Origin of the sequence: Sphingobacterium faecale (genome assembly GCF_016746095.1) — a bacterium.
Lineage (GTDB): Bacteria > Bacteroidota > Bacteroidia > Sphingobacteriales > Sphingobacteriaceae > Sphingobacterium > Sphingobacterium faecale.
The window spans coordinates 492676-517125 of sequence record NZ_JAERTY010000002.1 but is presented as its reverse complement, the minus strand read 5'-3'; the positions used below and the strand labels follow the sequence as shown (position 1 = coordinate 517125).

At 40.7% G+C, this 24450-nt stretch carries 22 protein-coding genes; 9 read left to right on the top strand and 13 right to left on the bottom strand.

From position 1 onward, the window contains the following. Nucleotides 1–125 precede the first annotated feature (125 nt). The 9 genes from atpG to JKG61_RS05095 all read right to left on the bottom strand — a co-directional run bounded on the left by atpG (nt 126) and on the right by JKG61_RS05095 (nt 8330). Complete coding sequence (gene atpG, locus JKG61_RS05135) at nt 126–1004, bottom strand: ATP synthase F1 subunit gamma (protein WP_202101900.1); 879 nt, start codon at nt 1002–1004, stop codon at nt 126–128. Between the two features lie 83 nt (nt 1005–1087). After that, nucleotides 1088–2662: a F0F1 ATP synthase subunit alpha gene (gene atpA / locus JKG61_RS05130; RefSeq protein WP_202101899.1), complete on the bottom strand. Its 1575-nt coding sequence runs from the start codon at nt 2660–2662 to the stop codon at nt 1088–1090. A 58-nt stretch (nt 2663–2720) separates the two neighbouring features. After that, nucleotides 2721–3266 (bottom strand): ATP synthase F1 subunit delta, encoded by a 546-nt coding sequence (atpH, locus tag JKG61_RS05125; protein ID WP_202101898.1) that lies wholly within the window; start codon nt 3264–3266, stop codon nt 2721–2723. A gap of 145 nt (nt 3267–3411) precedes the next feature. Next, nucleotides 3412–3912, bottom strand: a complete 501-nt coding sequence (locus tag JKG61_RS05120) for a F0F1 ATP synthase subunit B (protein WP_202101897.1) — start codon at nt 3910–3912, stop codon at nt 3412–3414. 92 nt (nt 3913–4004) lie between these two features. Then, entirely contained in the window at nt 4005–4196 is a 192-nt protein-coding gene (atpE, locus tag JKG61_RS05115) for an ATP synthase F0 subunit C (RefSeq protein ID WP_021069048.1), read from the bottom strand. Between the two features lie 35 nt (nt 4197–4231). Continuing rightward, complete coding sequence (gene atpB / locus JKG61_RS05110; RefSeq protein ID WP_202101896.1) at nt 4232–5308, bottom strand: F0F1 ATP synthase subunit A; 1077 nt, start codon at nt 5306–5308, stop codon at nt 4232–4234. A gap of 87 nt (nt 5309–5395) precedes the next feature. Beyond that, a complete protein-coding gene (locus tag JKG61_RS05105) occupies nt 5396–5803 on the bottom strand; it encodes a hypothetical protein (RefSeq protein WP_202101895.1) in 408 nt (135 codons plus the stop codon). After that, complete coding sequence (locus JKG61_RS05100) at nt 5796–6023, bottom strand: AtpZ/AtpI family protein (protein ID WP_202101894.1); 228 nt, start codon at nt 6021–6023, stop codon at nt 5796–5798. The genes JKG61_RS05105 and JKG61_RS05100 overlap by 8 nt, the downstream gene beginning before the upstream one ends. 75 nt (nt 6024–6098) lie before the next feature. Continuing rightward, complete coding sequence (locus JKG61_RS05095) at nt 6099–8330, bottom strand: helix-turn-helix domain-containing protein (protein WP_202101893.1); 2232 nt, start codon at nt 8328–8330, stop codon at nt 6099–6101. 236 nt (nt 8331–8566) lie between these two features. Between JKG61_RS05095 and JKG61_RS05090 the strand changes: the two genes are divergently transcribed. The 4 genes from JKG61_RS05090 (at nt 8567) to JKG61_RS05075 (ending at nt 13786) form a co-directional block, all read left to right on the top strand. Then, nucleotides 8567–9067 (top strand): cupin domain-containing protein, encoded by a 501-nt coding sequence (locus JKG61_RS05090; RefSeq protein WP_202101892.1) that lies wholly within the window; start codon nt 8567–8569, stop codon nt 9065–9067. Between the two features lie 70 nt (nt 9068–9137). Beyond that, entirely contained in the window at nt 9138–10991 is a 1854-nt protein-coding gene (locus JKG61_RS05085) for a DNA topoisomerase IV subunit B (RefSeq protein WP_202101891.1), read from the top strand. A gap of 62 nt (nt 10992–11053) precedes the next feature. Beyond that, on the top strand, nt 11054–11899 hold the full coding sequence (gene purU / locus JKG61_RS05080) for a formyltetrahydrofolate deformylase (RefSeq protein ID WP_202101890.1): 846 nt from the start codon (nt 11054–11056) through the stop codon (nt 11897–11899). 108 nt (nt 11900–12007) lie between these two features. Further along, nucleotides 12008–13786 carry a hypothetical protein gene (locus tag JKG61_RS05075; protein WP_202101889.1) on the top strand — a complete coding sequence of 593 codons (1779 nt, stop codon included), beginning with the start codon at nt 12008–12010 and terminating at the stop codon, nt 13784–13786. A gap of 36 nt (nt 13787–13822) precedes the next feature. Here JKG61_RS05075 and JKG61_RS05070 read toward each other — a convergent pair whose 3' ends face one another. From JKG61_RS05070 to JKG61_RS05060, 3 genes are read right to left on the bottom strand one after another with little or no spacing between them, the layout of a single operon-like run. Continuing rightward, entirely contained in the window at nt 13823–14722 is a 900-nt protein-coding gene (locus JKG61_RS05070) for a class I SAM-dependent methyltransferase (protein ID WP_202101888.1), read from the bottom strand. A gap of 43 nt (nt 14723–14765) precedes the next feature. Continuing rightward, nucleotides 14766–15521: an ABC transporter ATP-binding protein gene (locus tag JKG61_RS05065; protein WP_202101887.1), complete on the bottom strand. Its 756-nt coding sequence runs from the start codon at nt 15519–15521 to the stop codon at nt 14766–14768. Nucleotides 15522–15566: 45 nt separating this feature from the next. Further along, a complete protein-coding gene (locus tag JKG61_RS05060; RefSeq protein WP_202101886.1) occupies nt 15567–16301 on the bottom strand; it encodes an MlaE family ABC transporter permease in 735 nt (244 codons plus the stop codon). Nucleotides 16302–16516: 215 nt separating this feature from the next. Here JKG61_RS05060 and JKG61_RS05055 point away from each other — a divergent pair, with 215 nt between their 5' ends. Both JKG61_RS05055 and ispG read left to right on the top strand, forming a co-directional pair. Next, a complete protein-coding gene (locus JKG61_RS05055; RefSeq protein WP_202101885.1) occupies nt 16517–17425 on the top strand; it encodes a LiaI-LiaF-like domain-containing protein in 909 nt (302 codons plus the stop codon). A 29-nt stretch (nt 17426–17454) separates the two neighbouring features. Further along, a complete protein-coding gene (ispG, locus tag JKG61_RS05050; RefSeq protein ID WP_202101884.1) occupies nt 17455–19461 on the top strand; it encodes a (E)-4-hydroxy-3-methylbut-2-enyl-diphosphate synthase in 2007 nt (668 codons plus the stop codon). Here ispG and JKG61_RS05045 read toward each other — a convergent pair. Then, complete coding sequence (locus JKG61_RS05045; RefSeq protein ID WP_202101883.1) at nt 19421–20674, bottom strand: MFS transporter; 1254 nt, start codon at nt 20672–20674, stop codon at nt 19421–19423. The two genes, ispG and JKG61_RS05045, sit on opposite strands and share 41 nt — an antisense overlap. Nucleotides 20675–20823: 149 nt before the next feature. Here JKG61_RS05045 and fsa point away from each other — a divergent pair, with 149 nt between their 5' ends. From fsa to rnr, 3 genes are all read left to right on the top strand, one after another. Beyond that, nucleotides 20824–21483, top strand: a complete 660-nt coding sequence (gene fsa, locus JKG61_RS05040; protein ID WP_202101882.1) for a fructose-6-phosphate aldolase — start codon at nt 20824–20826, stop codon at nt 21481–21483. Between the two features lie 11 nt (nt 21484–21494). Next, entirely contained in the window at nt 21495–22013 is a 519-nt protein-coding gene (locus tag JKG61_RS05035; protein ID WP_237249376.1) for a Fur family transcriptional regulator, read from the top strand. 296 nt (nt 22014–22309) lie between these two features. Then, nucleotides 22310–24439, top strand: coding sequence for a ribonuclease R (rnr, locus tag JKG61_RS05030; RefSeq protein ID WP_202101881.1), 2130 nt, complete (start codon nt 22310–22312; stop codon nt 24437–24439). Nucleotides 24440–24450: the final 11 nt, after the last annotated feature.

Sequence of the window (24450 nt, the reverse complement as noted above, 5' to 3'; positions counted from 1 at the left end):
TAGCTGAAAAGCAGTCTCTTATAAGCTATTATATTAAACACAAGAAAGGCGTTGAAAATTTCAACGCCTTTCTTTTCTATAGGATTATCATTGACAGTTAAATATCAATCATTAATCGTTACAGATTAGCCATTTGACAATGCTGCCGCACCAGATACGATCTCGGTCAACTCTGTTGTAATTGCCGCTTGACGTGCTTGGTTGTAAGACAATTTCAATGCTTTCAATAAATCTCCAGCATTTTCAGTAGCCTTATCCATAGCTGTCATACGTGCTCCGTGTTCTGAAGCGTTGGAATCTAAAACCGCTTTATACAATTGAATTTTGATCGCCTTAGGAATCAATTCTTCAATGATCTTTTCCTTTGATGGTTCGATGATATAGTCAAGCTCTGCTACATTCTCTTCTTTTTCTTCCGGCACCAAAGGTAGAATCTGTTCCGAAGTTAATATTTGGACCGCAGCATTCTGGAATTGATTATAAACCACTTCTACGCGATCTATATTGCCTTCTTTAAACTCGTCCATAATATATTCCGTAACCTTAGAAACATTTTCAAAATTAAGATCGTTGAAAAGCTCGTTATGATTACCGATGACATTAAAACCACGCTTAGTGAAAAAATCGTGTCCACGCTTACCAATAGCAACGATACTTAGATTGCCACGAGCATGCTGCTCCGCATATTTACTGAAGATAAGATTATTCGTTGCTTTAATAACATTCGCATTGAAAGCTCCAGCTAAACCTCGATTAGAGGTCACCACGACAACCAATACCTTAGTGGGAACACGGTCTTGTGTGTACGGAGAGTCATTACCTTCTACAGAACTGGATACTTGAGCTAGAATATCTCTTAATTTATTGGCATAAGGACGTAACTGCACAATTGCATTTGTCGCACGTTTTAATTTCGCAGCAGATACCATCTTCATCGCTTTGGTAATCTGTTGCGTGGATGTAACCGACGTAATCCGGTTTCTTACTTCTTTTAAATTTGCCATATTCCAATTTAAGTAGTAAGTATTTAGTAATTAGTATTTAGACCTAGAAATCTAAGTACTAAATACTAAATACCTTGTACTTATTAATATTTTGAAGCTAATTCTTTAGCTACTGTTTCTAACACATCTGTCAACTCATCAGAGAATTTACCTGCTTTAAGAGCAGACAACACTTCTGGATGACGTTGTTCTAATTGTGTTAAGTATTCTTCTTCAAACTGTCTTACTTTATCTACAGGGACGTTACGCAACAATCCTTTTGTACCTGCATAGATAATAGCAACTTGTTTCTCCACAGAAACTGGAGAGAACTGTCCTTGTTTCAAGATCTGAACGTTACGTACACCTTTGTCCAATACGGCTTTAGTCGCTGCATCTAAATCTGAACCAAATTTAGCGAAAGCCTCTAACTCGCGGTACTGTGCCTGGTCTAACTTCAAGGTACCAGCAACTTTTTTCATCGATTTAATCTGTGCGTTACCACCTACACGTGATACCGAGATACCTACGTTGATCGCTGGACGGATACCTGCGTTGAATAAGTTAGACTCCAAGAAAATCTGACCATCTGTAATCGAAATTACGTTGGTAGGGATATAAGCTGATACGTCTCCTGCTTGTGTCTCAATGATAGGGAGTGCTGTCAATGAACCGCCACCTTTTACCAAATGTTTGATAGACTCCGGCAAATCATTCATATCACGAGCGATCGCATCTGAAGAGTTGATCTTAGCAGCACGCTCTAATAAACGAGAGTGAAGGTAGAATACGTCTCCAGGGTAAGCCTCACGTCCAGGAGGACGCTTTAACAACAATGAAACCTCACGGTAAGCTACCGCTTGTTTTGACAAGTCATCATATACGATCAATGCTGGGCGACCTGTGTCACGGAAAAACTCTCCGATAGCAGCACCTGCCATTGGCGCGTAGAATTGAAGAGGAGCTGGCTCTGCAGCAGAAGCTGCAACAACTACAGTGTAAGCCATAGCACCTTTTTCTTCCAATACGCGTACGATATTCGCTACTGTAGAGTTTTTCTGTCCTACAGCAACATATATACAGAATACAGGCTGACCTGCATCATAAAATTCTTTTTGGTTGATGATCGTATCGATACAAACCGCAGTCTTACCAGTCTGACGGTCACCGATTACCAACTCACGCTGGCCACGACCTACTGGAATCATCGCATCGATAGCCTTGATACCCGTCTGTAAAGGCTCAGTAACCGGCTGACGGAAAAGTACCCCTGGCGCTTTACGCTCGATAGGCATTTCATAAGTCTCGCCTTGAATTGGTCCTTTACCGTCGATAGGTTGTCCCAATGTGTTTACGACCCGGCCCAACATACCTTCACCTACTTTAATAGATGCGATACGGTTGGTACGTTTAATGGTATCTCCTTCTTTAATCTCATCTGATGGACCTAAAAGCACGACACCTACGTTGTCTTCTTCTAAGTTCATTACAATACCTTGTAATCCATTAGCAAACTCAACTAACTCTCCGGATTGAACTTTTGTTAAGCCGTAAACACGAGCAATACCGTCACCTACTTGTAGTACGGTACCTACTTCTTCTAATTCGGCTTCTGACTTAAAGCCTGACAATTGCTCTCTTAGAATTGCCGAAACTTCATCTGGTCTTACCTCTATCATTTTAACTTTGTATAAGGGGTTTTAGATTCTATTACTTTTATCAATTTCGCACCACGGTTTAAACGCCCTGCGTAACGAAATGTCTTTCTAGTTTGTTTAATTTTCCTGCGAGCGATGCATCAACCTGTCTATCGCCTACTTTCACAACAAATCCACCAATCAACGTCGGATCAACCTTATTAACCAAGATAACCTCGGCATTGATCTGTTGACCGATAGTAGCTTTTAGTGCAGCTAGATTTTCAGGTGACAATGCTGCAGCTGATAACACCTCGGCCTTTACAATACTTTTCAGTTCATTATACTCGCGAATGAACTCTAATGATGTTGCGTAAACCAATTCGCCACGACCTTTTCTGATCATAATATCAAAGAAAGAAGTAACCTCTGGTCTAACTTTATCTTTAAATAGGGCCGACAAGATATTTTGCTTCTTATCTACCTTGATAATAGGATTATTTAAAACAGCCTGCAATTCCGAGCTTGATTTAATCACCGCGGCAATTTGCTCCATATCGGATTTGACAGCCTCTAAATGGCCTTGCTCTTGTGCGAGATCCAGTAAGGATTTAGCGTATCTTGAAGCAACTTTGAATACTGACATGTTTGAAAAATTATCAAATGATGAGCTCGCTAAAGCTCGGTTAAAATTTAAAAGTCAAAATTAAAAATGTATTCAGCATCTAGCTATCAGTCTACAAATTGATTACTAATCACTGATGACTGAACGCTGATTACTGACCACTGAATTAGTTCAACTTGACGTCTTTCAACAAATCCGAAACCAATGCTTCTTGCTTGTTTTGATCCTCGAACTCCTTAGTTAACACTTTGCGTGCGATATCCAAAGATAACGAAGAAACTTGGTTTTTGACTTCCGCTAGAGCTTTCAATTTTTGATCTTCAATCTCACGCTTTGCATTTTCAATCAACTTAGCGCCTTCAGTTTGTGCACTTTCTTTAGCTTCAGCAACAATTTTATCTTTAAGATTTTTTGCTTCTTTAAGAATAGCATCACGTTCTTCACGTGCTTCTTTCAACAATTGCTCATTCTCATTAGTCAAACGTGCCATTTCCAATTTAGCTTTTTCTGCGGACTCCAATGCGTCAGAGATACCTTTTTCACGTTCATCTAGAGCACCAAGGATTGGCTTCCAGGCAAATTTGCCCAATAAAAAAACTACGATCACCAATACAATCAGTAACCAGAAAAATAAACCGAAGGAAAAATCGTGAATTAATGCTTCCATTATATATGTTTTATTTGTTTTTGTTTTTTGTTAAGTACATCATTTGCAACCAACCGTTGCAAATGATGTTCTGTACCTGTGTCAGATTGGGCTTATTTACCTAAGATTAGGGCAGCAAGTGCCAAACCTTCAACTAATGCACCAATGATGATCATCGCAGTTTGAATTTTAGACGCAGCCTCAGGTTGACGAGCGATAGCTTCCATAGCTGAACCACCGATTTTACCTAGGCCAATACCGCCACCAATTACAATTAAACCTGCTCCTACTAAACTTGGAATCATAATGTATATATATAAAATTTAACAAAAAATTCTGATTAATGATGCTCTGGATGTTCTTCAACAGCCATACCAATAAACAATGAAGATAACATGGTAAAGATGAATGCCTGAAGGAAAGAAACCAATAGCTTTAAAACAAAGATAATCAGTGTCAGCAACATAGAGATACCAATACTACCACCTAACGTTAATTGACTTTGAAACAAATAGATGACTGCTATAAAACCCATGATTACAAAGTGACCAGCAGTCATATTTGCAAACAAACGTAACATCAACGAGAAAGGTTTAGTAAAAATACCTAGTAACTCGATAGGTGCTAACAAGATTTTGAATGGAACGGGAACTCCCGGCATCCAAAAGATATGTTTCCAATACCCTTTATTTGCTTTAATATTTGTGATTAAAAATGTGACAATAGCTAAACCGAAAGTAATCGTGATATTACCTGTTACGTTAAAACCAATAGGTGTAAGTCCCATTAAGTTTAACAAGAAAATCAAAAAGAAAACCGAAAGCAAGTACGGCATAAATTCTCTATAGCGGTGACCGATATTCGGACGTGCCATCTCATCGCGCACATAAATAACAAGAGGCTCTAAAATACGCCCCATACCAGTAGGAATCGCATTAGCACTTTTTTTGTATGTTTTAGCCAGACTCAAGAACGCCCAGAATAACAATATAGTCGCGATAATCAAACCTGCGACATTCTTCGTAATCGAAAAATCCCAAGGCTTTTCGTTACTCGGATACCCTTTAGCATCATACTCAATCGAGCCTGCAGCGTCTGTCTTATAAATCTTACTGTGATATAGTTTATAGAATTGTCCATCTTTTTCCACAACTGCATCTCCATGATGAAATTCGGCAGAAGAGAACACCTTAAGGCCATTATCAATCAAAATCACTGGTAAAGCAAAGCCATAATGCTTGCCAGATGCCTTGTGACTGAACAAGGAGAAGTAATAATCATCTTTGACGTGATGTTGGGAATACGCATCTATCTCCTCGGGCGTAGAGATTTCTGATGCCTGAGCTCGAACTGTGAACGGATTAACTGTAAAGAAGATTACTGTAAAAAGCAAAATTGCTCTCTTAAGACTCACCATTTTAGACTACTAATATGAATAATGAAAAATTTTGGGCAAAAATACAACTTTATTTGTCATAAAATGCCATTTGATACAAACTTTTTGTTATTTTTTTTCAACAACGTTATCTTCCTGATTCAAAGCCTGAAAGGCAACGAAAACATCAAAAAATAAAAACAGAAAAAACACCGCTAAAAAGTTAAACTCTATAAAATCGTTTTCAAAAACCCCTAACCCTTTACGAACATAAATATATCCTGCGATAACTTTGACCGTCATGATCCCCAAAAAGACGAACCCCAAACTTTTAGGCATAGCCCAATTGGTCAACATAATCAATATTACGGCCAATAAGGAACCGACTCCACCAAAAGTATACAAACCTAACAAACTATACTCTGAACGGGACCAATAATCACCTAACTCCAGGCCTTGCAGTATCAGATAATGTGCAAAAAAAGCAGTTGTTGCAACCAACAACAACATTAAAATATATTTAATATAATTATTCATCCTTACTAATCCTATTGGCCTGACGGATAAACTGATATAAAGAAGCCAACACCCCCAACATCGTAAATCCTTTTGCCCACCATCCACCAGCGAATTCAAAACGCACATCGATCCAATCCCCCACAAAATAACACAAATAGATAGTCGCTGCCATCTGAAAAGGCATCGAAGTGAACACAATCCACTTGTTAATTTTTTTGGATGTTTTTTCTTCCTTCAAATGACTAGAGATTGGGCTGCAAACTTAGATAAAAAGCTTTGTATTTACGCCATATCAGCCTAAATAATTCATTTATCAGGCTTTAACCTGCTGATTTGCGTCCTCTTTTTCCAGAACCTTCTGCCCAATCTTAATTTCGGGGTAACCGTATTCATCGCCAAGGATCATTTTAATCTCCGAAGAAGACTTCCCTTCATTCGCTTTTAAAACGGTCAGAATATGATTTAACTTTTCTGTGGCTATTAAGTCCTCCGCATCGATCTCCTCTCCTACATAGTGGATCAGGTGCCCATAAATCGTCCCTTCGACCATACCACGTTTCGTAGCGATCTGAGCGATATCAAAACCATCCAAATACATCTCTAGTGTAACCTGTTTCGTATCTAACTCTTTCCCATCACCATCGTCGGCAGTAGCTACTGTCTCATCCTTTACCACATTAGCTTCCAGAACCAGATCCTCCAGCCCTTCCTCCTTGGTTAAGGCTGTAGCGATTGTAAGGCAATGCTTAAGCACTTCATACTTCCGCTTAAAATCTAAAAGCAGTGCCTTGAGTTCTTGAATATATTTCTTCGTTCGCTTCCGCACTTTCCACTCTTCAATATGCTGTGCTGTGGCATCTAACAACTCTGTCTCCATACGGGGCAAAAACCATTGGACGGCAGAGGACGTACGGTCGCATATCTTTTGATAATCCACTTCTTCGGGGTTAGCAAGCATACCATACAACTGTGTTACAAACTTATGAGCGACAGTTTCCTGCTGTTTGACGGCAGTCATAACCCTTGCCACAAATGCTTCCACCCCTGGTTTATTATCGATATTTCTATTGGCCAGTGAATCTACTAGTTCTTGGACAGCCTCTGTGAGTGTAGTCCAACGAAAACTCTGTAGTAAGATCTGACCTAAAAATACACGTTGGCACTGGACTAAAACCTTGTCCATTTCCTCTTCTTCCAACAGTTGTTTCATAAACCCGACCACCTGATAGTCTGTACGTATGGAATGTGCCGCAATCCTAGAGCGTAACACCAAGCCTTCCAAGCCTGTCAGCCGGCTCAGCGCGACATATACCTGTCCCGAAGCAAAAGAGGTCCCTGCATCAATTATTGCCTTATCAAAGGTCAATCCCTGACTCTTATGTATGGTAATCGCCCAGGCAAGGCGTAACGGGTATTGGGAAAAAGTCCCTAACACCTCTTCTTCGATCTTATCTTCCCCTTTATTATACTTATATTTAATATTCTCCCAAGTTTCGCGCTTTACAACGACATCATCACTTCCGTCTTTAAAGCTCACCACGATCTGGTGTTTATCCAAAATCAGTTCTTTTACTGTACCTATCTTGCCATTGAAATATTTACGGTCTTCGCCGACATCATTCTTGATAAACATCACTTGTGCCCCTTCTTTCAGAGCTAACGTCTCTTCGGTAGGATAAGCACCTTGTTGAAAATCATCCTTAACGATTGCTTTAATATTGTGCATACGTCCCGATAGCTTCAATAGTTCCTCTTGATTAATCTGTTCGGCCAGCTTATTATGAGAAGTCAATGTTATGTACTGCTCCCCCGCTTCTGGAACAAATCCCTCTCGAAAATGTCCATTCAAAAGCTCCAGATCTGCTGTAGTACATTCATTATTCCGAATATTATTCAACACATTTATAAATCCGGTATCCTGCTGTCGATATATCTGCTGGAGCTCAAGCTTCACCAGTGCACTATTGCGCAACACCTTAGCATCAAAAAAGAACATGCTTGAATAATGCTCCCTCAGTACCTGCCACTCGGCATCTTTAACCACCGGCGGCAACTGATAAAGATCGCCGATAAAAAGCACCTGTACTCCGCCAAAAGGTCGCATATCACGGCGCACGGACTTCAAGATCACATCTATGGCGTCGAGTGTATCCGCGCGCACCATCGACACCTCATCAATGACCAACAGCTCCAGCTCCTGTAGGATGGCACGTCGTTGCTTAGTTAGTTTTATTGTACTAAATAGACGGTTCTTATTGTAAATATTATGATCTTGCTCGTCCCATTTCAAAACATAATCCTCTATAAAAACGCCAAAAGGAAGCCAAAACAGCGCATGCAGCGTAGTACCCCCAGCGTTCATTGCAGCGACACCTGTAGGTGCTGTAATAGCCATTTTCTTATAACAATTGTCCCGAATATAACGGAGAAATGTAGTTTTTCCCGTACCTGCCTTTCCTGTAAGAAAGAGGTTTTGATTCGTCTGATTGACAAAAGCCACTGCTTTTTTAAAGATTTTGTTTTCGTTGTCGTATTGTTGCGTCATGATATCCTACAAAAGTAAGCGTTTTGTAATGAAGTTAGTAAAGGAAGGTATTTTTTGTCTTTGCCCAGACGGGGTCTTCTTTATTTTCCATATATGAATTATTTTCATCAGTGTTTGTGCAGCCGCTGTTACATTAGATATTTCATAGAATAACATTAAAAATTTAAAAAAGCAACTAACTTTATGTACTTTCAGCTTTAAATATTATCTTAACCTATATTAAATACAAAACGACTATGACATATATAGACAAGACTGAACTTTTTAATCAGATTGAAAAGAAAATTACAGATGCAGGGTTCAAAATCGAAAATATCGACCAAAACAGACCTTGGGGTGGTTTCTTTGTTATCGATGAAGCACAAGCTCAACAGTTCGCGAATCAATATTTCGAAGGTCTAGATATAAAGGACCTTCAAATCTCCGGAAAATTAAGTCCTAAAATTTTAGTCGTTGCTCCGTCCAAACGTCTTTCTTGGCAATACCACCACAGACGCGCCGAAATATGGAGAGTTATACGTGGCGAAGTCGGTGTTGTCACCAGCCTTGATGATGATGAACACGAACTCAAAATCTTAAAAGAGGGACAGTATATCCGTTTAGCACAGGGCGAACGTCACCGTTTAGTCGGACTTGGTGAATACGGTGTCATAGCAGAAATATGGCAACATACGGATGCTAGCAGACCTTCAGATGAAGACGATATAGTGCGTGTTCAAGACGATTTTGGCCGATAACATTTAATTATGTATTCGTGAATCCAAAGCATTTTATCTAAGTTTGCACACACTTCATACTTTACGGTACATGACTACATATAACGAAGATAGCATACGGTCCCTCGACTGGAAAGAACATATCAGACTACGTCCAGGTATGTATATCGGTAAGCTCGGGGACGGTTCGGCCTATGACGATGGCATTTATGTTTTATTAAAAGAAGTAGTAGACAACTCCATTGATGAGTTCGTAATGGGGGCGGGTAAAACGATTGACATCACCGTCAATGAAAACAAAGTCGCTGTACGTGATTACGGGCGTGGTATTCCTATTGGTTCGGTTGTAGATGTTGTTTCTAAGATCAACACGGGAGGTAAATACGACAGCAAGGCCTTTCAAAAATCTGTAGGTCTGAATGGTGTAGGTACAAAGGCTGTCAACGCACTTTCTGCCAGCTTCACCGTCCAATCCTATCGCCAAGGGGCAACCCGAATTGCCCAGTTCAGCAAAGGAGAGCTCATAGACGACGAACAAAAAGAGACCACACAACGCAATGGTACTGCTGTCACCTTCTACCCCGACGAGAGCATATTCAAACACTATAAATATAGGGTTGAATTTGTCGAAAACATGATATGGAATTATGTTTTCCTTAACTCAGGGCTTACCATTAACTTTAATGGGCAGAAATTCATCTCTGAAAATGGCTTAAAAGACCTACTGGAACGTAATGTGGACACAGAGGGCATGCGCTATCCCATCATTCACCTCAAAGGTGAGGATATCGAAATAGCAATGACACACGGTCAGCAGTACGGTGAAGAGTATTATTCTTTTGTAAACGGACAGCACACTACGCAAGGAGGTACACACCAAGCGGCGTTCCGGGAGGCTGTTGTAAAAACGATACGTGAATTCTATAAAAAAGAATTTGATGCTTCGGATATACGAGCTTCTATCATAGGAGCCATTGCTATAAAAGTACAAGAACCTGTTTTTGAATCCCAGACCAAGACAAAACTAGGCTCACAAAGCATAGGCCCTGAAGGCCCGACTGTACGGACCTTTATCAATGATTTCGTCAAAAAAGCGTTGGATGATTACCTACACAAAGACTCAGCCACAGCAGATGCTTTACTAAAACGCATCATGCAATCAGAGCGCGAGCGAAAAGATATTGCAGGCATCAAAAAATTGGCTAACGAACGCGCAAAAAAGGCATCCGTGCACAATAGAAAACTTCGGGACTGCAAATTACACTTCGGCGACAAGAGCGAGAGAAACCTAGAAACCACACTGTTCATAACGGAGGGGGATTCTGCATCCGGATCTATTACCAAGTCAAGGGATGTACAGACACAGGCAGTCTTTAGCTTAAAGGGGAAGCCCTTAAACAGCTTCGGCCTAACAAAAAAAATTGTATATGAAAACGAGGAATTCAACCTCCTCCAACATGCTTTGAACATTGAAGACGGGATTGAAGGACTCCGCTACAATAATATTGTCATCGCTACCGATGCCGATGTCGATGGTATGCATATCCGTCTGTTGCTGATGACATTTTTCTTACAGTTTTTCCCAGACCTTGTGAAAGCGGGTCATGTCTCTATTTTGCAAACTCCGTTATTCCGTGTGAGAAACAAGAAAGAGACAATCTACTGCTATTCGGATGAAGAGCGCCAGCGGGCTATTGCCAAGCTAGGAAACAAACCTGAGATCACACGATTTAAAGGGCTAGGTGAAATATCACCGTCTGAGTTTGGACTATTCATTGGAGAAGACATGCGGCTAGAACCAGTAATCCTTTCTAAGGACAATAAACTGCAACAGCTGCTGGAATACTATATGGGCAAGAATACTCCGGATAGACAACGTCATATCGTGGACAATCTTCGTATAGAAATCGACCTCGAATCAGAGCTCGCTCAAAAAGCAGGCTAAATACCTATCTCTACATGCAGTTATGCTGTATGTAGAGATTCAACCTAACCCAAAAACCAATCATGCAAAACCAAACACTTATACTGGTACAGTGTAAAGACGCTGTAGGCCTTGTCTCCGGACTATCGAATAGTATAGCTAAACATCAACTGAACATCATCACTATGCGTGAGTATGTAGATGAAGAAAATAATAAGTTCTTCGTTCGCATTCTGTGTTCAGGCCTGATCACCTCAACAGAAGCATTGCTTGAAGATCTATGCCGAGTACTTCCCCAAAATGCAAAGGTACAGATCAATCCAACGAACAGGAAAAAACTGGTGGTTCTGGTCACCAAGGAACATCACTGTTTAGCCGATATTCTGACCCGCCATTATTTTAATACATTGCAAGGTGAAGTGCAGGCTGTAATTGGAAATTATGATACTTTAAAAGAGTTTACGGAAAAATTTGACCTTCCTTTTCATCATATTTCACATGAAAACAGGAGTAAAAATGATTTTGAACAAGAAATAATAAATACGATAAACAGTTATTCTCCTGATTATATCATATTAGCGAAATTTATGCGCATTCTGTCTCCCAATTTTGTGCAGCACTTCGAACACCGCCTGATCAACATACACCATTCTTTTCTCCCTGCGTTCATTGGTGCCAACCCCTACAAACAGGCACACGATCGCGGAGTTAAAATTATAGGGGCTACCGCACATTTCGTCACCGACGACCTAGATGAAGGACCAATTATCGTCCAAAACACCAAATCAGTGGATCATAGCTATGATCTAAGTCGCATGAAAACAGCTGGTAAGGAGATTGAAAAAGCTGTATTAACACGCGCTATCCAACTCGTAATGGAAGACCGTGTGATTTTAAATGGCAATAAAACTATCGTCTTCAAATCCTAACAAAGCAGATTACAACATCATAAAAGTGACTAAAAACACGTTTTTAAATGGTGTGTAACATTTTTTATTCCATAAATTTTGCGGCTATTTGCATATCAAAATTTCGCAATGGAACACACTTTTCATCTCCCTGTACTTGGTCTAGCTTTTTCCATAGATAGCCCGCTAAAAGTCGCTCAGTTTGGTATCTCTTCCGTCCTATCTATCGTAGATGACGAACTCATCGAGCGTATGCGGGACTACTATTCCAAAAAAAACAGTCTACCCTACATCCCTATCACTCCAAAAGCGAAAGATAGCCGTTCTAAAAGAATTACCGCCTATCTCGACCTAGTACAGGACATTGTGAACCAGCAAATCGACACATTACGTCATTCGGATCTGGATAAAAGTGTTGATTTAAAAAAATACTTTAGCCTTCTTCCTGAATCCTCCAATGTCAAAAAAACATATAAGGCCTACCTACAGGAGACTGACATGGATAAGAGGGCAAACCTTAAGGCTACCCTGATGATGAATATCAATCCTGGGGAAATCAACGTAAACATAATGTCCAAAGTGGACAAAATCAATACTGATCCTGCAGGAAGTAAATTGGATCATATACACTCTGATGCCAGTGCAGCTTTACGGGGATTTGCACATAGCAAACTACAGGGTGGGCTTGTATTATCTGCTGGTATGAACCCTCGGCTATATAGTTATTTAAGCGAATTCCCACAGTTCATGCCCAACAAACGGGGTCAATTCTTAAAACGTGTTATCCTCAAAGTGTCGGATTATCGATCGGCACTCATACAGGCCAAATTTTTAGCGAAGAAAGGCATATGGGTGTCTGAGTTCAGAGTCGAATCGGGTCTCAATTGCGGAGGGCACGCTTTTGCCACTGATGGATTCCTGTTAGGCCCTATACTAGAAGAATTCAAAAAGAACAAAGGCTTTTTACAACAGGAACTCTATACCATGTATGCCGCAAGCATTCAAGCTAAAGGGTACACGGTGGACACCTGTCCTATGCTAACGATCACCGCACAAGGAGGTATAGGTACGGCCGCGGAGCAGACATTTCTACTAAACCACTATGGATTAAAATCTACAGGATGGGGTTCTCCCTTTTTGTTGGTTCCTGAAGCCACCACGGTAGATGATCAGACATTACGGGCATTAGCTTCCGCACAGAAACAGGATTTCTATGTCAGCGGAGCCTCTCCTTTAGGGGTACCCTTTAACAATTTCAAAAAAAGCAGTGCTGAGCTGAACCGGCTACAACGGATCCAAAAGGGGCGTCCAGGCGCGCCTTGTACAAAGAAATATCTGATATCAAATGCCGAGTACTCGGCAGAACCTATCTGTACCGCATCCCGCATCTATCAATACACCAAGTTAAAAGAACTGGAACTGTTCGATGCCGAAAGTACCGATTATCAAAAGAAACTGGAAGCAATCACTGAGAAAACATGCCTTTGTGAAGGTTTAGCCACGTCAGCCTATTTAAAATATGATATATTGCAAAATAAGGAAGACGATGCTGTAGCGATCTGTCCGGGGCCCAACACGGCGTACTTCAATGATATATATAGCCTACAGGATATGGTAGACCATATCTATGGACGCAAAGACCTATTAGTTGATTCGAATAGACCCTCTTTATTTATCAATGAGTTACATTTATATATTGAACACTTAGAACAGTACCTGCAAGATAACCGACTACAAATGGATGACAAAAAAGAAAAATTTGTCACCAAGTTCAAAGAAGAACTGCTTCGTGGCATCACCTATTACGAAAGTATCGCCTTTCAACTCTATCCCGTAGACCACGATGTACAACGGGCAGAGTTCTTAACAGAACTCAAAGACGGTCTCATACAAATTACAGCACTTTAATAAAACAAAAGAGGCCTTAACATGGCCTCTTTTGTTTTATTTTAACTTTCTAAATTTACCAAAGACTCCCAGAGGTAACTTAGGCCCTGCAGTAGCCTGCAGGTACAGTTCTCCAATTTCAAGGTTTTCTACTTTTGGAAAAGACGTACGGATTAGATTCTCTACAATTACGGAAGAGAAACCTAATGAATACGTATTTAATATCAGAAAGTGTTCCTGTGGATCTAAGAGTTTGACCACGTCCTGCATCATTTCCATAATATGATCTTCCAACTTCCATTTTTCGCCCTTGGGGCCGTGTCCGTAAGCCGGTGGATCCAGGATAATACCATTATAAGTATTGCCACGTTTCAATTCTCTTTTTACAAACTTCAACGCATCTTCTACCACCCATCGGATATCCGAAAGCCCGGACAGTTCCTGATTCTCATTAGCCCACGTTACGACTTGCTTGATAGAATCAACATGTGTTATATCTGCACCGGCCGCCTTTGCAATCAAAGAGGCACCGCCGGTATAGGCAAAGAGGTTCAGAACCTTAGGACGAGGAGTCTCAAATGATTTAACACTCTCTGAGATATAATCCCAATTGACAGCCTGCTCCGGAAATATCCCTACATGTTTGAACGAAGTCAATCCCAACCGGAATTTAATAGCGACATCTTTATTCTTATAGGTAATGTGCCACCTATCCGCATTTTTAGGATTTTTTTTCACCCAATCTCCACTCGTTGCCGAACGACCTTTAAACTTAATGTGATATCTTTTTTCCCATTCGGCATCACCCAAGGCCTTTGGCCACACTGCCTGCGGCTCTGGTCGGATTAAAACATAATCTCCAAAACGTTCCAATTTCTCGAAATCGCCACAATCAATCAACTCGTAATCTTTCCAGTGCTGTGGTGTTAATAACTGTATGTGTGTAGCTGTAGACAAAATACTAATATTTAATTCGGGGCAAAGGTAATCAAAACTCAGATTATTTTATCACCTGTCTTGCTGCTTTCATTAACGGACTAGCAAACACAAAATCATTCAACTCTTTGGCATCCGAATTCAGCATATCCTGATTAGAACCTTCCCAAAATTTCTGCCCCTTGTGCAAGAAAAGGATATACTCCCCTATCCCCATCACGGAGTTCATATCATGCGTAACAATGATAGTTGTGCAGGAATACTCTTCTGTAAGATCTTGAATAAGCTCATCGATCAAAATCGAAGTAGCTGGATCTAAACCTGAATTGGGCTCATCACAGAAAAGATACTTGGGACTCATACTGATCGCACGGGCTATCCCTACGCGCTTTTTCATCCCTCCCGACAATTCAGCAGGATATAGCTTATTTTTACCGGCTAGATTAACCCGCTCCAGGCAAAAATTAGCTCGGTCTATCTTCTCCCCTTTAGACATCTCGGAGAACATATCTAAGGTAAATATGATATTCTGTTCCACGGTCATCGAGTCAAAAAGCGCAGAGTTCTGAAAAAGCATACCTATTTCCTTACGGATAGGTATCTTCTCCTCGAAATCCATATGCGTGAATTCTTTTTTATCAAAAAAAACCTTCCCTTGTTCAGGCTGATGCAATCCTACTATACATTTCAATAGCGTACTCTTACCAGATCCTGAGCCTCCAATAATAAGGCTCACCTTTCCGGGTTCAAAAACAGCATCTATTCCACTCAGCACGACATTACTACCAAAGGCTTTATGAATATTTTGTATTTCGATCATATTGTTTCTATTGAAAATTACTGATTCGCAGATTTGCAGATTTACCTATAACATTAATGCCGTAATCATATAATCGCTGGCTAAAATAGAGATACAACCAATTACAACAGCTTTTGTTCCGGCCTGACCGACCTCTAGTGCTCCCCCACGAACATGGAACCCCTTATGTGCAGGTACCGTCGTAATAATAAATCCATAGAAAAAAGCTTTAACCATGGCCACAACAATAGTAAAACCTCTAAATTCACTTTGAATCCCCATGATATATTCATTCGGAGTCACAGCACCGGTCAAAGCGCCGCCAAGAAGTCCCCCTACAATAGCACAGAAAATAGCAATCGTCACTAAAACCGGAACCATGATCACCCCCGCTATCAGCTTAGGTAATATTAAGTATCCCGCCGCATTGATTCCCATAATCTCTAACGCATCGATCTGCTCCGTAACGCGCATAGAACCTATCTGCGAAGATATGGATGAACCTACCTTACCCATAAGTACCAGCGCTGAGATAGTAGGCCCCAACTCCAAAATATTGGAATCTCTATTAATCTGACCTATGACGGAACTTGGAATCAAATCCGAAACCAGCTGGAATGCAATCTGCATCGTCATTACCGCCCCTATAAATGTAGAGATGATAACGATAAGGCCTACAGAGCCCACCCCAATCTCATTCATCTCATGCAAAGTTTCCCGCCAATAAATCTTCCACTTTTCCGGCCGTTTAAAAACCTTCTTCAGCAAAAGGACATATTCTCCAAAATGATAAAAAAACATATGTTGCTGTTTACTATTTATGCTAAAATACATATTAATAGTAAAAAGTTCACTTCTTTTTATGCGTTTTATTATATAGGGTTCTTCATTCACCGATGAAACCTTTCAATTTACCGAATTTTCTGTTTCAACGATCCTATTCTATAGGAAAAGTTCAAAATAGCGGTGTACATTTGTAGTAGATAAGAAAGTTTAGCATTATATTTATTCGCAATATGAAAGGGAAAGTTTCGACAGGCATTTGGTTTATTTTTTTTGGTATCATAGCGCTGCTACACAATTTCGACGTCATAAATTTTAATTTCTGGGCTCTTATCCCTTATTGGCCGTTGCTTATTATAGCTATTGGAGCTAATCTGATATTCCAAAATCGCCCACACGGTATTTTTATATTGAGTGTCATCAACATCTGTCTCTGTATTTTCTTAGGTTATAAAGGGATGACTTCCACAGAACGTTTCAATTTTGGCAACCATGTTACTTATCGTACCGCTGAGGATACCTTAGGCACCGCACCTGTGGTAGAAGCAGCCTTTTTGCCAGGTACAGAGAGGGCAACCCTAGAATTCAATGTTGGAGCAAGTACAATAAGTATCGACAGCACCGCTCCTAGACAACTACTGAAAGCTTATACCAAGAATGGAAATGTAGGATTAAAGTTAGAACATAATGGAGATAGTCTACATCCACGGCTCGAACTTCATTCTGCCATAAAACAACAGAACAATCAACAGAATAACATTCAGTTGGCGTTGCACCGATCTCCGCTATGGGATCTAACGATCAATATGGGAGCTGCTAGTTTTATAGGAGATTTCACCAAACACAGTATTGAAAAAATAGAAATCAATGCCGGAGCAGCGTCCTTAAAATTAACATTCGATATGCCGCACGTCGCAGAATCAAACATAGAGATAAACACCGCTGCCTCGAGTTGCGAAATCAATATACCAAAAGACGCCGCCTGTAGGCTAGAGATGGAAAGTATTCTAACTTCCAAAAAGTTCGAAGGCTTCCATAAAAAAGACGATGTGCAACAAACGGACAATTACGATACCGCCGAAAAAAAGTATATCATCAAAATTACGGGAGCAGCTAATTCTCTAAAGATAAATAGATATTAACCCCACAAATACCTAACTTTGTAGGCAAGATGGAGGCAAACACGAAGTTGATATTACCGGGAGGTTACTGTAATTCGAAACTCGAATATTCAAGGTTTAAAACAAGGGAAGTAAAGATAGGCGATATTCCGATGGGTGGGAACAATCCTATCCGGATACAGAGTATGACCACTATCGATACGATGGACACCATAGGCTCGGTCGAACAGACCATCCGCATGGTCGATGCGGGTTGTGAATATGTCCGTATTACGGCTCCTAGCATCAAAGAAGCTGAAAATCTAGCAAATATCAAACGAGAACTCCGTACTCGTGGCTATCATGTCCCTTTAGTAGCCGATATACATTTCACACCGAATGCAGCGGAAGTCGCGGCCCGTATTGTCGAAAAGGTGCGCGTGAACCCAGGTAATTATGCCGACAAAAAGAAATTTGATCAGATAGACTATACCGATGCAGCTTATCAGGCTGAATTGGAACGGATACATAAAAAATTTGCACCATTGGTACAGATATGTAAAGAATACGGAACGGCTATGCGTATCGGTACCAATCACGGTTCTTTGTCAGATCGTATTATGAGTCGCTATGGAGACACTCCAGAGGGGATGGTCGAATCTGCAATGGAGTTTATACGTATCTGTGAAGACCTGAATTATTATAACCTCGTCGTATCCATGAAGTCTTCCAATCCTCAGGTTATGGTACAGGCTTATCGGCTATTGGTAGAACGTATGACGGCAGAGGACATGAACTACCCACTGCATCTCGGTGTTACAGAAGCCGGCGACGGCGAGGATGGTCGAATCAAATCTGCTGTAGGCATAGGTACACTATTAGAAGATGGACTGGGCGATACCGTTCGGGTTTCACTGACCGAGGAACCTGAAAAAGAAGCGCCGGTTGCTATTGCTTTAGTCAATAGGTACTCCAAAAGAAAACAACGGATAGATAGCCAAAAGGAAAAACCGATCTTCGTCTTATCTACTCCCGAAGAAACGAAACCTTATATCTCTCAGGAAGTAAACACTTTTGTCGGGGGCTCTTTGGTGCCACGCGTCATTGTCGATATTTCAAATAAGAATCTAAAAGACCCATTCATTCTATCAGAAGTCGGTTATCGCTACGACCTGTTGAATGACAAATACCACATGGGCGATCAGTCTGTGGATTTTGTCTATCTCGGAGACCACTTGCCTTCATTTAATATGCCAGGCAATCTAAAACAGCTATACAATTACAGAACATGGGTACAATTATCTAATACGAGTAATATCCATCCGGTCTTCACATTGGTAGAATTCAATAGTTCAACAGCTAAAGACCCCGTTCTAAACTTAGTCCGTCTCTCCAATACACAGCTCCAATCCGAAGAGTTTGAGCGTTTACAATTGGATAAAACCGTCGTCTTTTTACTGGAAACAGATGCTGCCCATGGAATGGCGGATCAACGTCAGTTTTTTGCTAATCTACAGGAGATTGGGATCGATACTCCGGTCATTATATATCGGCATTATCCTATAGAAGAGTTTTCTGCTCCTATGGGCAACGATATGGATCCCGAAGAGCCTATTTCCAAACTACAATTGTACGCAGCGACCGACCTTGGTGCATTATTGATCGATGGTCTTGGATCCGGTGTATGGATCGATTCACCGGCCACACCTACGGACAAATTATCATCGATTTCCTTTGGCATATTACAAGCTACCCGTTCCAGAATATCCAAAACAGAATATATCTCCTGTCCGAGCTGTGGCCGGACACTATTTGATCTTCAGGAAACCACACAAATGATCCGAAGCAGAACAAACCATCTTAAAGGACTTAAAATAGGCATCATGGGCTGTATTGTAAACGGCCCAGGCGAAATGGCTGATGCAGATTACGGGTATGTAGGTGCTGGTCCCGATAAGATTACACTCTACAGAGGAAAAGAAGTTGTCAAAAAGAATGTCAGCTCAGCCAATGCCTTGGACGAACTGATCGACATCATCAAGAACGATGGCCTCTGGATAGAGGAAGGGGAAATTTAAACAATCGCCTATGTATGTGTTGCCGGAGATAGGTATAAAAGCCTAGAGCTATCAAAACACCGATTGCCCCCATCAGATACAGTGTATGTTTGATACCGAGCCCTTCTGCTACAGCTCCGATAATCAGACTACCTATCGGAAATATACCTTGAAAGGCCATAACATAATAGGACATGATCCGTGCCCTATACGCTGGTACAGCGTGTGTCTGTATATAAGTATTGATACTCGAATTTTGCATCATCATGGCAAAAGAAACAGCGACAGTAAAAAGTAATGCCGAGATTAAATAATGTGCATACGCTAGCAACAAAAGAGAAATACCCATAATTAGAGCAGAGAACATCACTCGATAACGTAAGTTTTCTCCAGACTTGAGCCTCGCCATATTGATAGCACCAATCATAGCTCCCAGTCCTGCTGCACTCTCAAACCACGAAAAAGTACGTTCGTCTCCATTAAATAAATCCTTAGCTACAGCAGGTAATAACGATGTATAAGGAATAACAAAAAGACTAGAGCATCCCATAATAATAATCAAGGATGCGATATGAGGCGAACGCTTTAAATAGTCAAAACCATCTTTCAATCCTTCCCAGTTAGAAAACTGTTTGGATTTCGTGACTTTAATTTCATTGACCTTCATTTGGGAAAGGGTAAATAATACGGGAATAAAACTTAAAAAGTTGATAAAGAAACAGACCAGTTCGCCGTAAGTACTCAAAAGAAATCCACCGATAGCTGGTCCTACCATACGAGCGGCATTAAAAACCGAGGAGTTCAAAGCTATCGCATTAGGCAGATCTTTCTTATTATCTACCAGTGACACCAATAATGCCTGCCTAGATACCACGTCAAAAGCATTGATTACACCTTGCACAAAGCCGAGTACACACAGCCAATACACCGACACCCAATCGACATATACCACCAGTGTCAATACAGCTGCTTGGATCATCAGCAGTATCTGAGTCACCACCACGAGCTTGTATTTCGACCGCCCATCTACAAAACTTCCTATAAAAGGAGAAAAAAATAGAGAGGGCGATAGCGAAACAAAAGATACAAAGCCGAGCCAAAAAACGGAATCTGTAAGTTTATAAACCAACCAACTAATGGCTATACGTTGCATCCAGGTTCCGAGAAGAGAGATGGACTGGCCTATAGTATGTAACCGAAAATTGGGATAATGAAGCGACCTAAAAATATCCATATAGGCAATATACTTAAATTTGCGGATCTGCGAATAAGCAGATCTGCCTCATCATATTTCCGAAAAGAATTAACTACCTTTGTAACAGCTAACACTAGAGATAGTTTTTAGAACCTCATAAAATTTTGTAAACAACAATCAATCAAAACATGAAATTTTTTATAGACACAGCCAACCTAGCACAAATTAAAGAAGCACAAGACCTAGGGGTATTAGATGGTGTAACCACTAATCCAAGCCTTATGGCTAAAGAAGGAATTAGCGGCGAAGAAAATGTCATTAACCATTACAAAGCAATTTGCGAAATTGTCGATGGAGATGTCAGTGCAGAAGTTATCTCTACAGATTACGAAGGTATGATCAAGGAAGGCGAACAGCTTGCGGCATTGGATAGTAAGATCGTAGTAAAAGTTCCTATGATCAAAGACGGGGTCAAAGCGATCAAATATTTCAGTAAAAAAGGTATAAAAACAAACTGTACACTGGTATTTTCAGCTGGACAGGCCTTGTTGGCTGCAAAGGCGGGAGCGACATACGTATCGCCATTTATAGGACGTCTTGATGACATCTCCGTAGATGGTTTAAATCTGATCGAAGAAATCAGATTGATTTATGATAATTACGGCTTCCAAACACAGATCCTCGCAGCTTCTGTACGCCACAGTGCTCATATATTAGGCTGTGCCAAAATAGGTGCCGACGTCATGACGGGTCCTCTTTCTGCCATTACAGCTCTCCTAAAACACCCGCTGACTGATAGCGGTCTTGCGCAGTTTTTAGCAGATCACGCTAAAGCAGCAGGCAAATAAAAAAACAAGAAATGTCATCTGTAGAAAGTTCTAAACTTTCTACAGATGACACTTTAAATTTGACAACAATGAGTATGGAGAAAAAACAGACGAAAGAAGGTATCATTAACGAAGACTTTGCAGATTTACTAAGGAAGAACAAACTCAAAGTAACCCAGCCCCGTTTACGTGTTTTAGATATCATCTCAGAAAAAACAGCGGCCTTATCCCAACCCGATCTGGAAAAAATTGTTGGGAAAGATATCGACCGGGTTACACTTTACCGAATATTGGGAAGTTTTGAAGAAAAAGGAATTCTTCACAAAGTATTTGATCTTAATGGGACAGCGACTTATGCCATCTGTTCTACACGGTGTAGTGCAGAACATCACCATGATCAGCATATACACTTCATCTGCTCCGTATGTAACAGCGTCTATTGTTTAGACGAAGTTTCTGTACCTAAAATAAGTCTTCCTCCAAGTTTTACGCTCCATGCTATAGCCATCAATGCGGTAGGATTATGCGATCATTGTAACAGCGCTGAATAAGATCAGATGGGGTACCAAAGTGCCTTCAGTCCAACACACCGTACTCCATACCTTGGCCTATATGGGTACAGAACCACTAAATCTGAAATAAATTGTGTCGGATAATTACTCCCTAGAAAGGAGAAAAGAATAATTATTATCATATAAAAGGCAACTTCAGCATCATTTTTGTATATTTCCTATATCATATAAGTAACGGCTGTCCTTCAATCGTAAGAATAAAAAGAATAGTCAAGAACAGATATAACTGATAAATAAGAGGTTAAATCTGAAAGTTGGAAGACAAATAACAATACATGAAATCAAGAAAAGAAAATCCTTACAAAGAAGTGCTGACACAGCTGATTGTTGACATTTTTGAAAAATCAGGCAATTCACTTCTAAACTATAAACAAGTTGCAGCCAAGCTCAATATTAAAGATAGCGACTCTAAAGTTGCCATTGCCGACATTCTAAACGATTCCTCAAAAAGCGGACAATTCGCTCAGCCCGAAAGGGGAAAATTTAAACTCCGGCAATTGCAGGTCTATATCACCGGTAAGGTCGACATGACTGCTGATGGCTCGGCCTATATCGTCCCTGAAGATGAATTGGAAAATGATATTTTTGTAGCACCAAGGAAGCTACGTCAGGCTTTACATGGAGATATTGTCAAAGTACATGTATATGAGCGTAAAAAAGGCCGCAAAAGAGAAGGCGAAGTTGTTGAAATTCTACAACGTGCGAAGACCGATTTTACAGGCACCATAGATATATCACAGAGTTATGCATTCTTTCTCCCTGATGACCGAAAGATGCAGCATGATATTTTTATTCCATTAGATGGTCTCCATGGTGCAAAGAATGGCGAAAAGGTATTAGTCACCATAGTAGAGTGGCCTAAAAACGCAAAGAATCCAATAGGTAAAGTCAAATCTGTACTCGGTGCAAAAGGCGAGAACAATACCGAGATGAACGCTATTCTTGCAGACTACGGTTTCCCGCTTCATTTCCCAAAAGAAGTGGAGGAGTCCGCAAATGCTATTCCCGAAGAGATTAGCGCAGAAGAAATCGCTAAGCGTAGAGATTTCAGGAATACCTTGACTTTCACCATAGATCCTGCCGATGCTAAAGATTTTGATGATGCCATTTCATTCAAAGAGCTTGAGAATGGCAACTACGAAATAGGTGTACATATCGCTGATGTATCCTATTACGTCACACCAGAGAGCCTGTTGGACAAAGAAGCATTTGAGCGCGGCACGTCGGTATACCTGGTCGACCGTGTCATTCCGATGCTCCCCGAACGATTGTCCAACAACCTTTGTTCGCTCCGTCCCAATGAAGACAAACTCTGTTTTTCAGCCGTATTTGAGATGGACGAGAAGGCTAATGTTGTAGAGCAATGGTTTGGGCGTACAATCATCCATTCTGACCATAGATTCAGCTACGAAGAAGCGCAGGAAATTATAGAAAACAAAAGTGGAGATCACGCTGATGCTATCCTAAGACTAAATGAACTCGCCTATATCCTACGGGATCGAAAATTCAAGAATGGCGCTATCAGTTTCGAAAGTGAAGAGGTCAAGTTTCTTTTGGATGAAAAAGGAAAACCATTGGGAGTATATACCAAAGTTAGAAAGGATGCACACAAGCTGATCGAAGATTTTATGCTATTGGCCAATCGAAAAGTAGCAGAATACATTGGTAAGCAAGGAAAAGGTAAAAATAAACTTGGCTTTGTATACCGTTTTCACGACACACCGAACCCAGAGACACTGACTAGCTTTTCTCAATTTGCAGCACGTTTTGGTCACCGTCTCTCTATCAAGTCAGACAAGGAAACAGCCAAGTCTTTAAATGCTCTGATGATGAAAATCGAGGGAAGTAAAGAACAAAATCTACTAACATCTCTTGCGGTGCGCTCCATGGCTAAAGCTATATATACTACAAAAGGTACGTCACATTATGGTTTAGCATTCGACTACTACACTCACTTTACCTCACCTATCCGTCGCTATCCCGATGTTATGGTGCACCGTTTACTTCAATTTTATCTCGATGGAGGTACCAAAGTGAATATCGAACACTACGAGAAGATGGCGGAACATTCCTCACAAATGGAGAAAAAGGCTGCTGAAGCAGAGCGTGCTTCCATCAAGTACAAACAAGCAGAATTCTTGCAGGATCAAGTGGGGGTCGAATACACAGGAATAGTATCCGGTGTGACCGAATGGGGAATGTATGTAGAGATCCAGGAGAATAAATGTGAAGGCATGGTACGACTACGGGATATAACGGATGATTTCTATACCTTAGATGAGAAGAACTTTGCCATAATCGGACAGCGTAAGAAAAAAATATACCAGTTGGGAGACGAGGTACAGATTAAAGTCAAGAAAGTAGACTTAGAAAAAAGGCAGATCGACTTTACTTTATTAAGTTAAAACAAAAATGC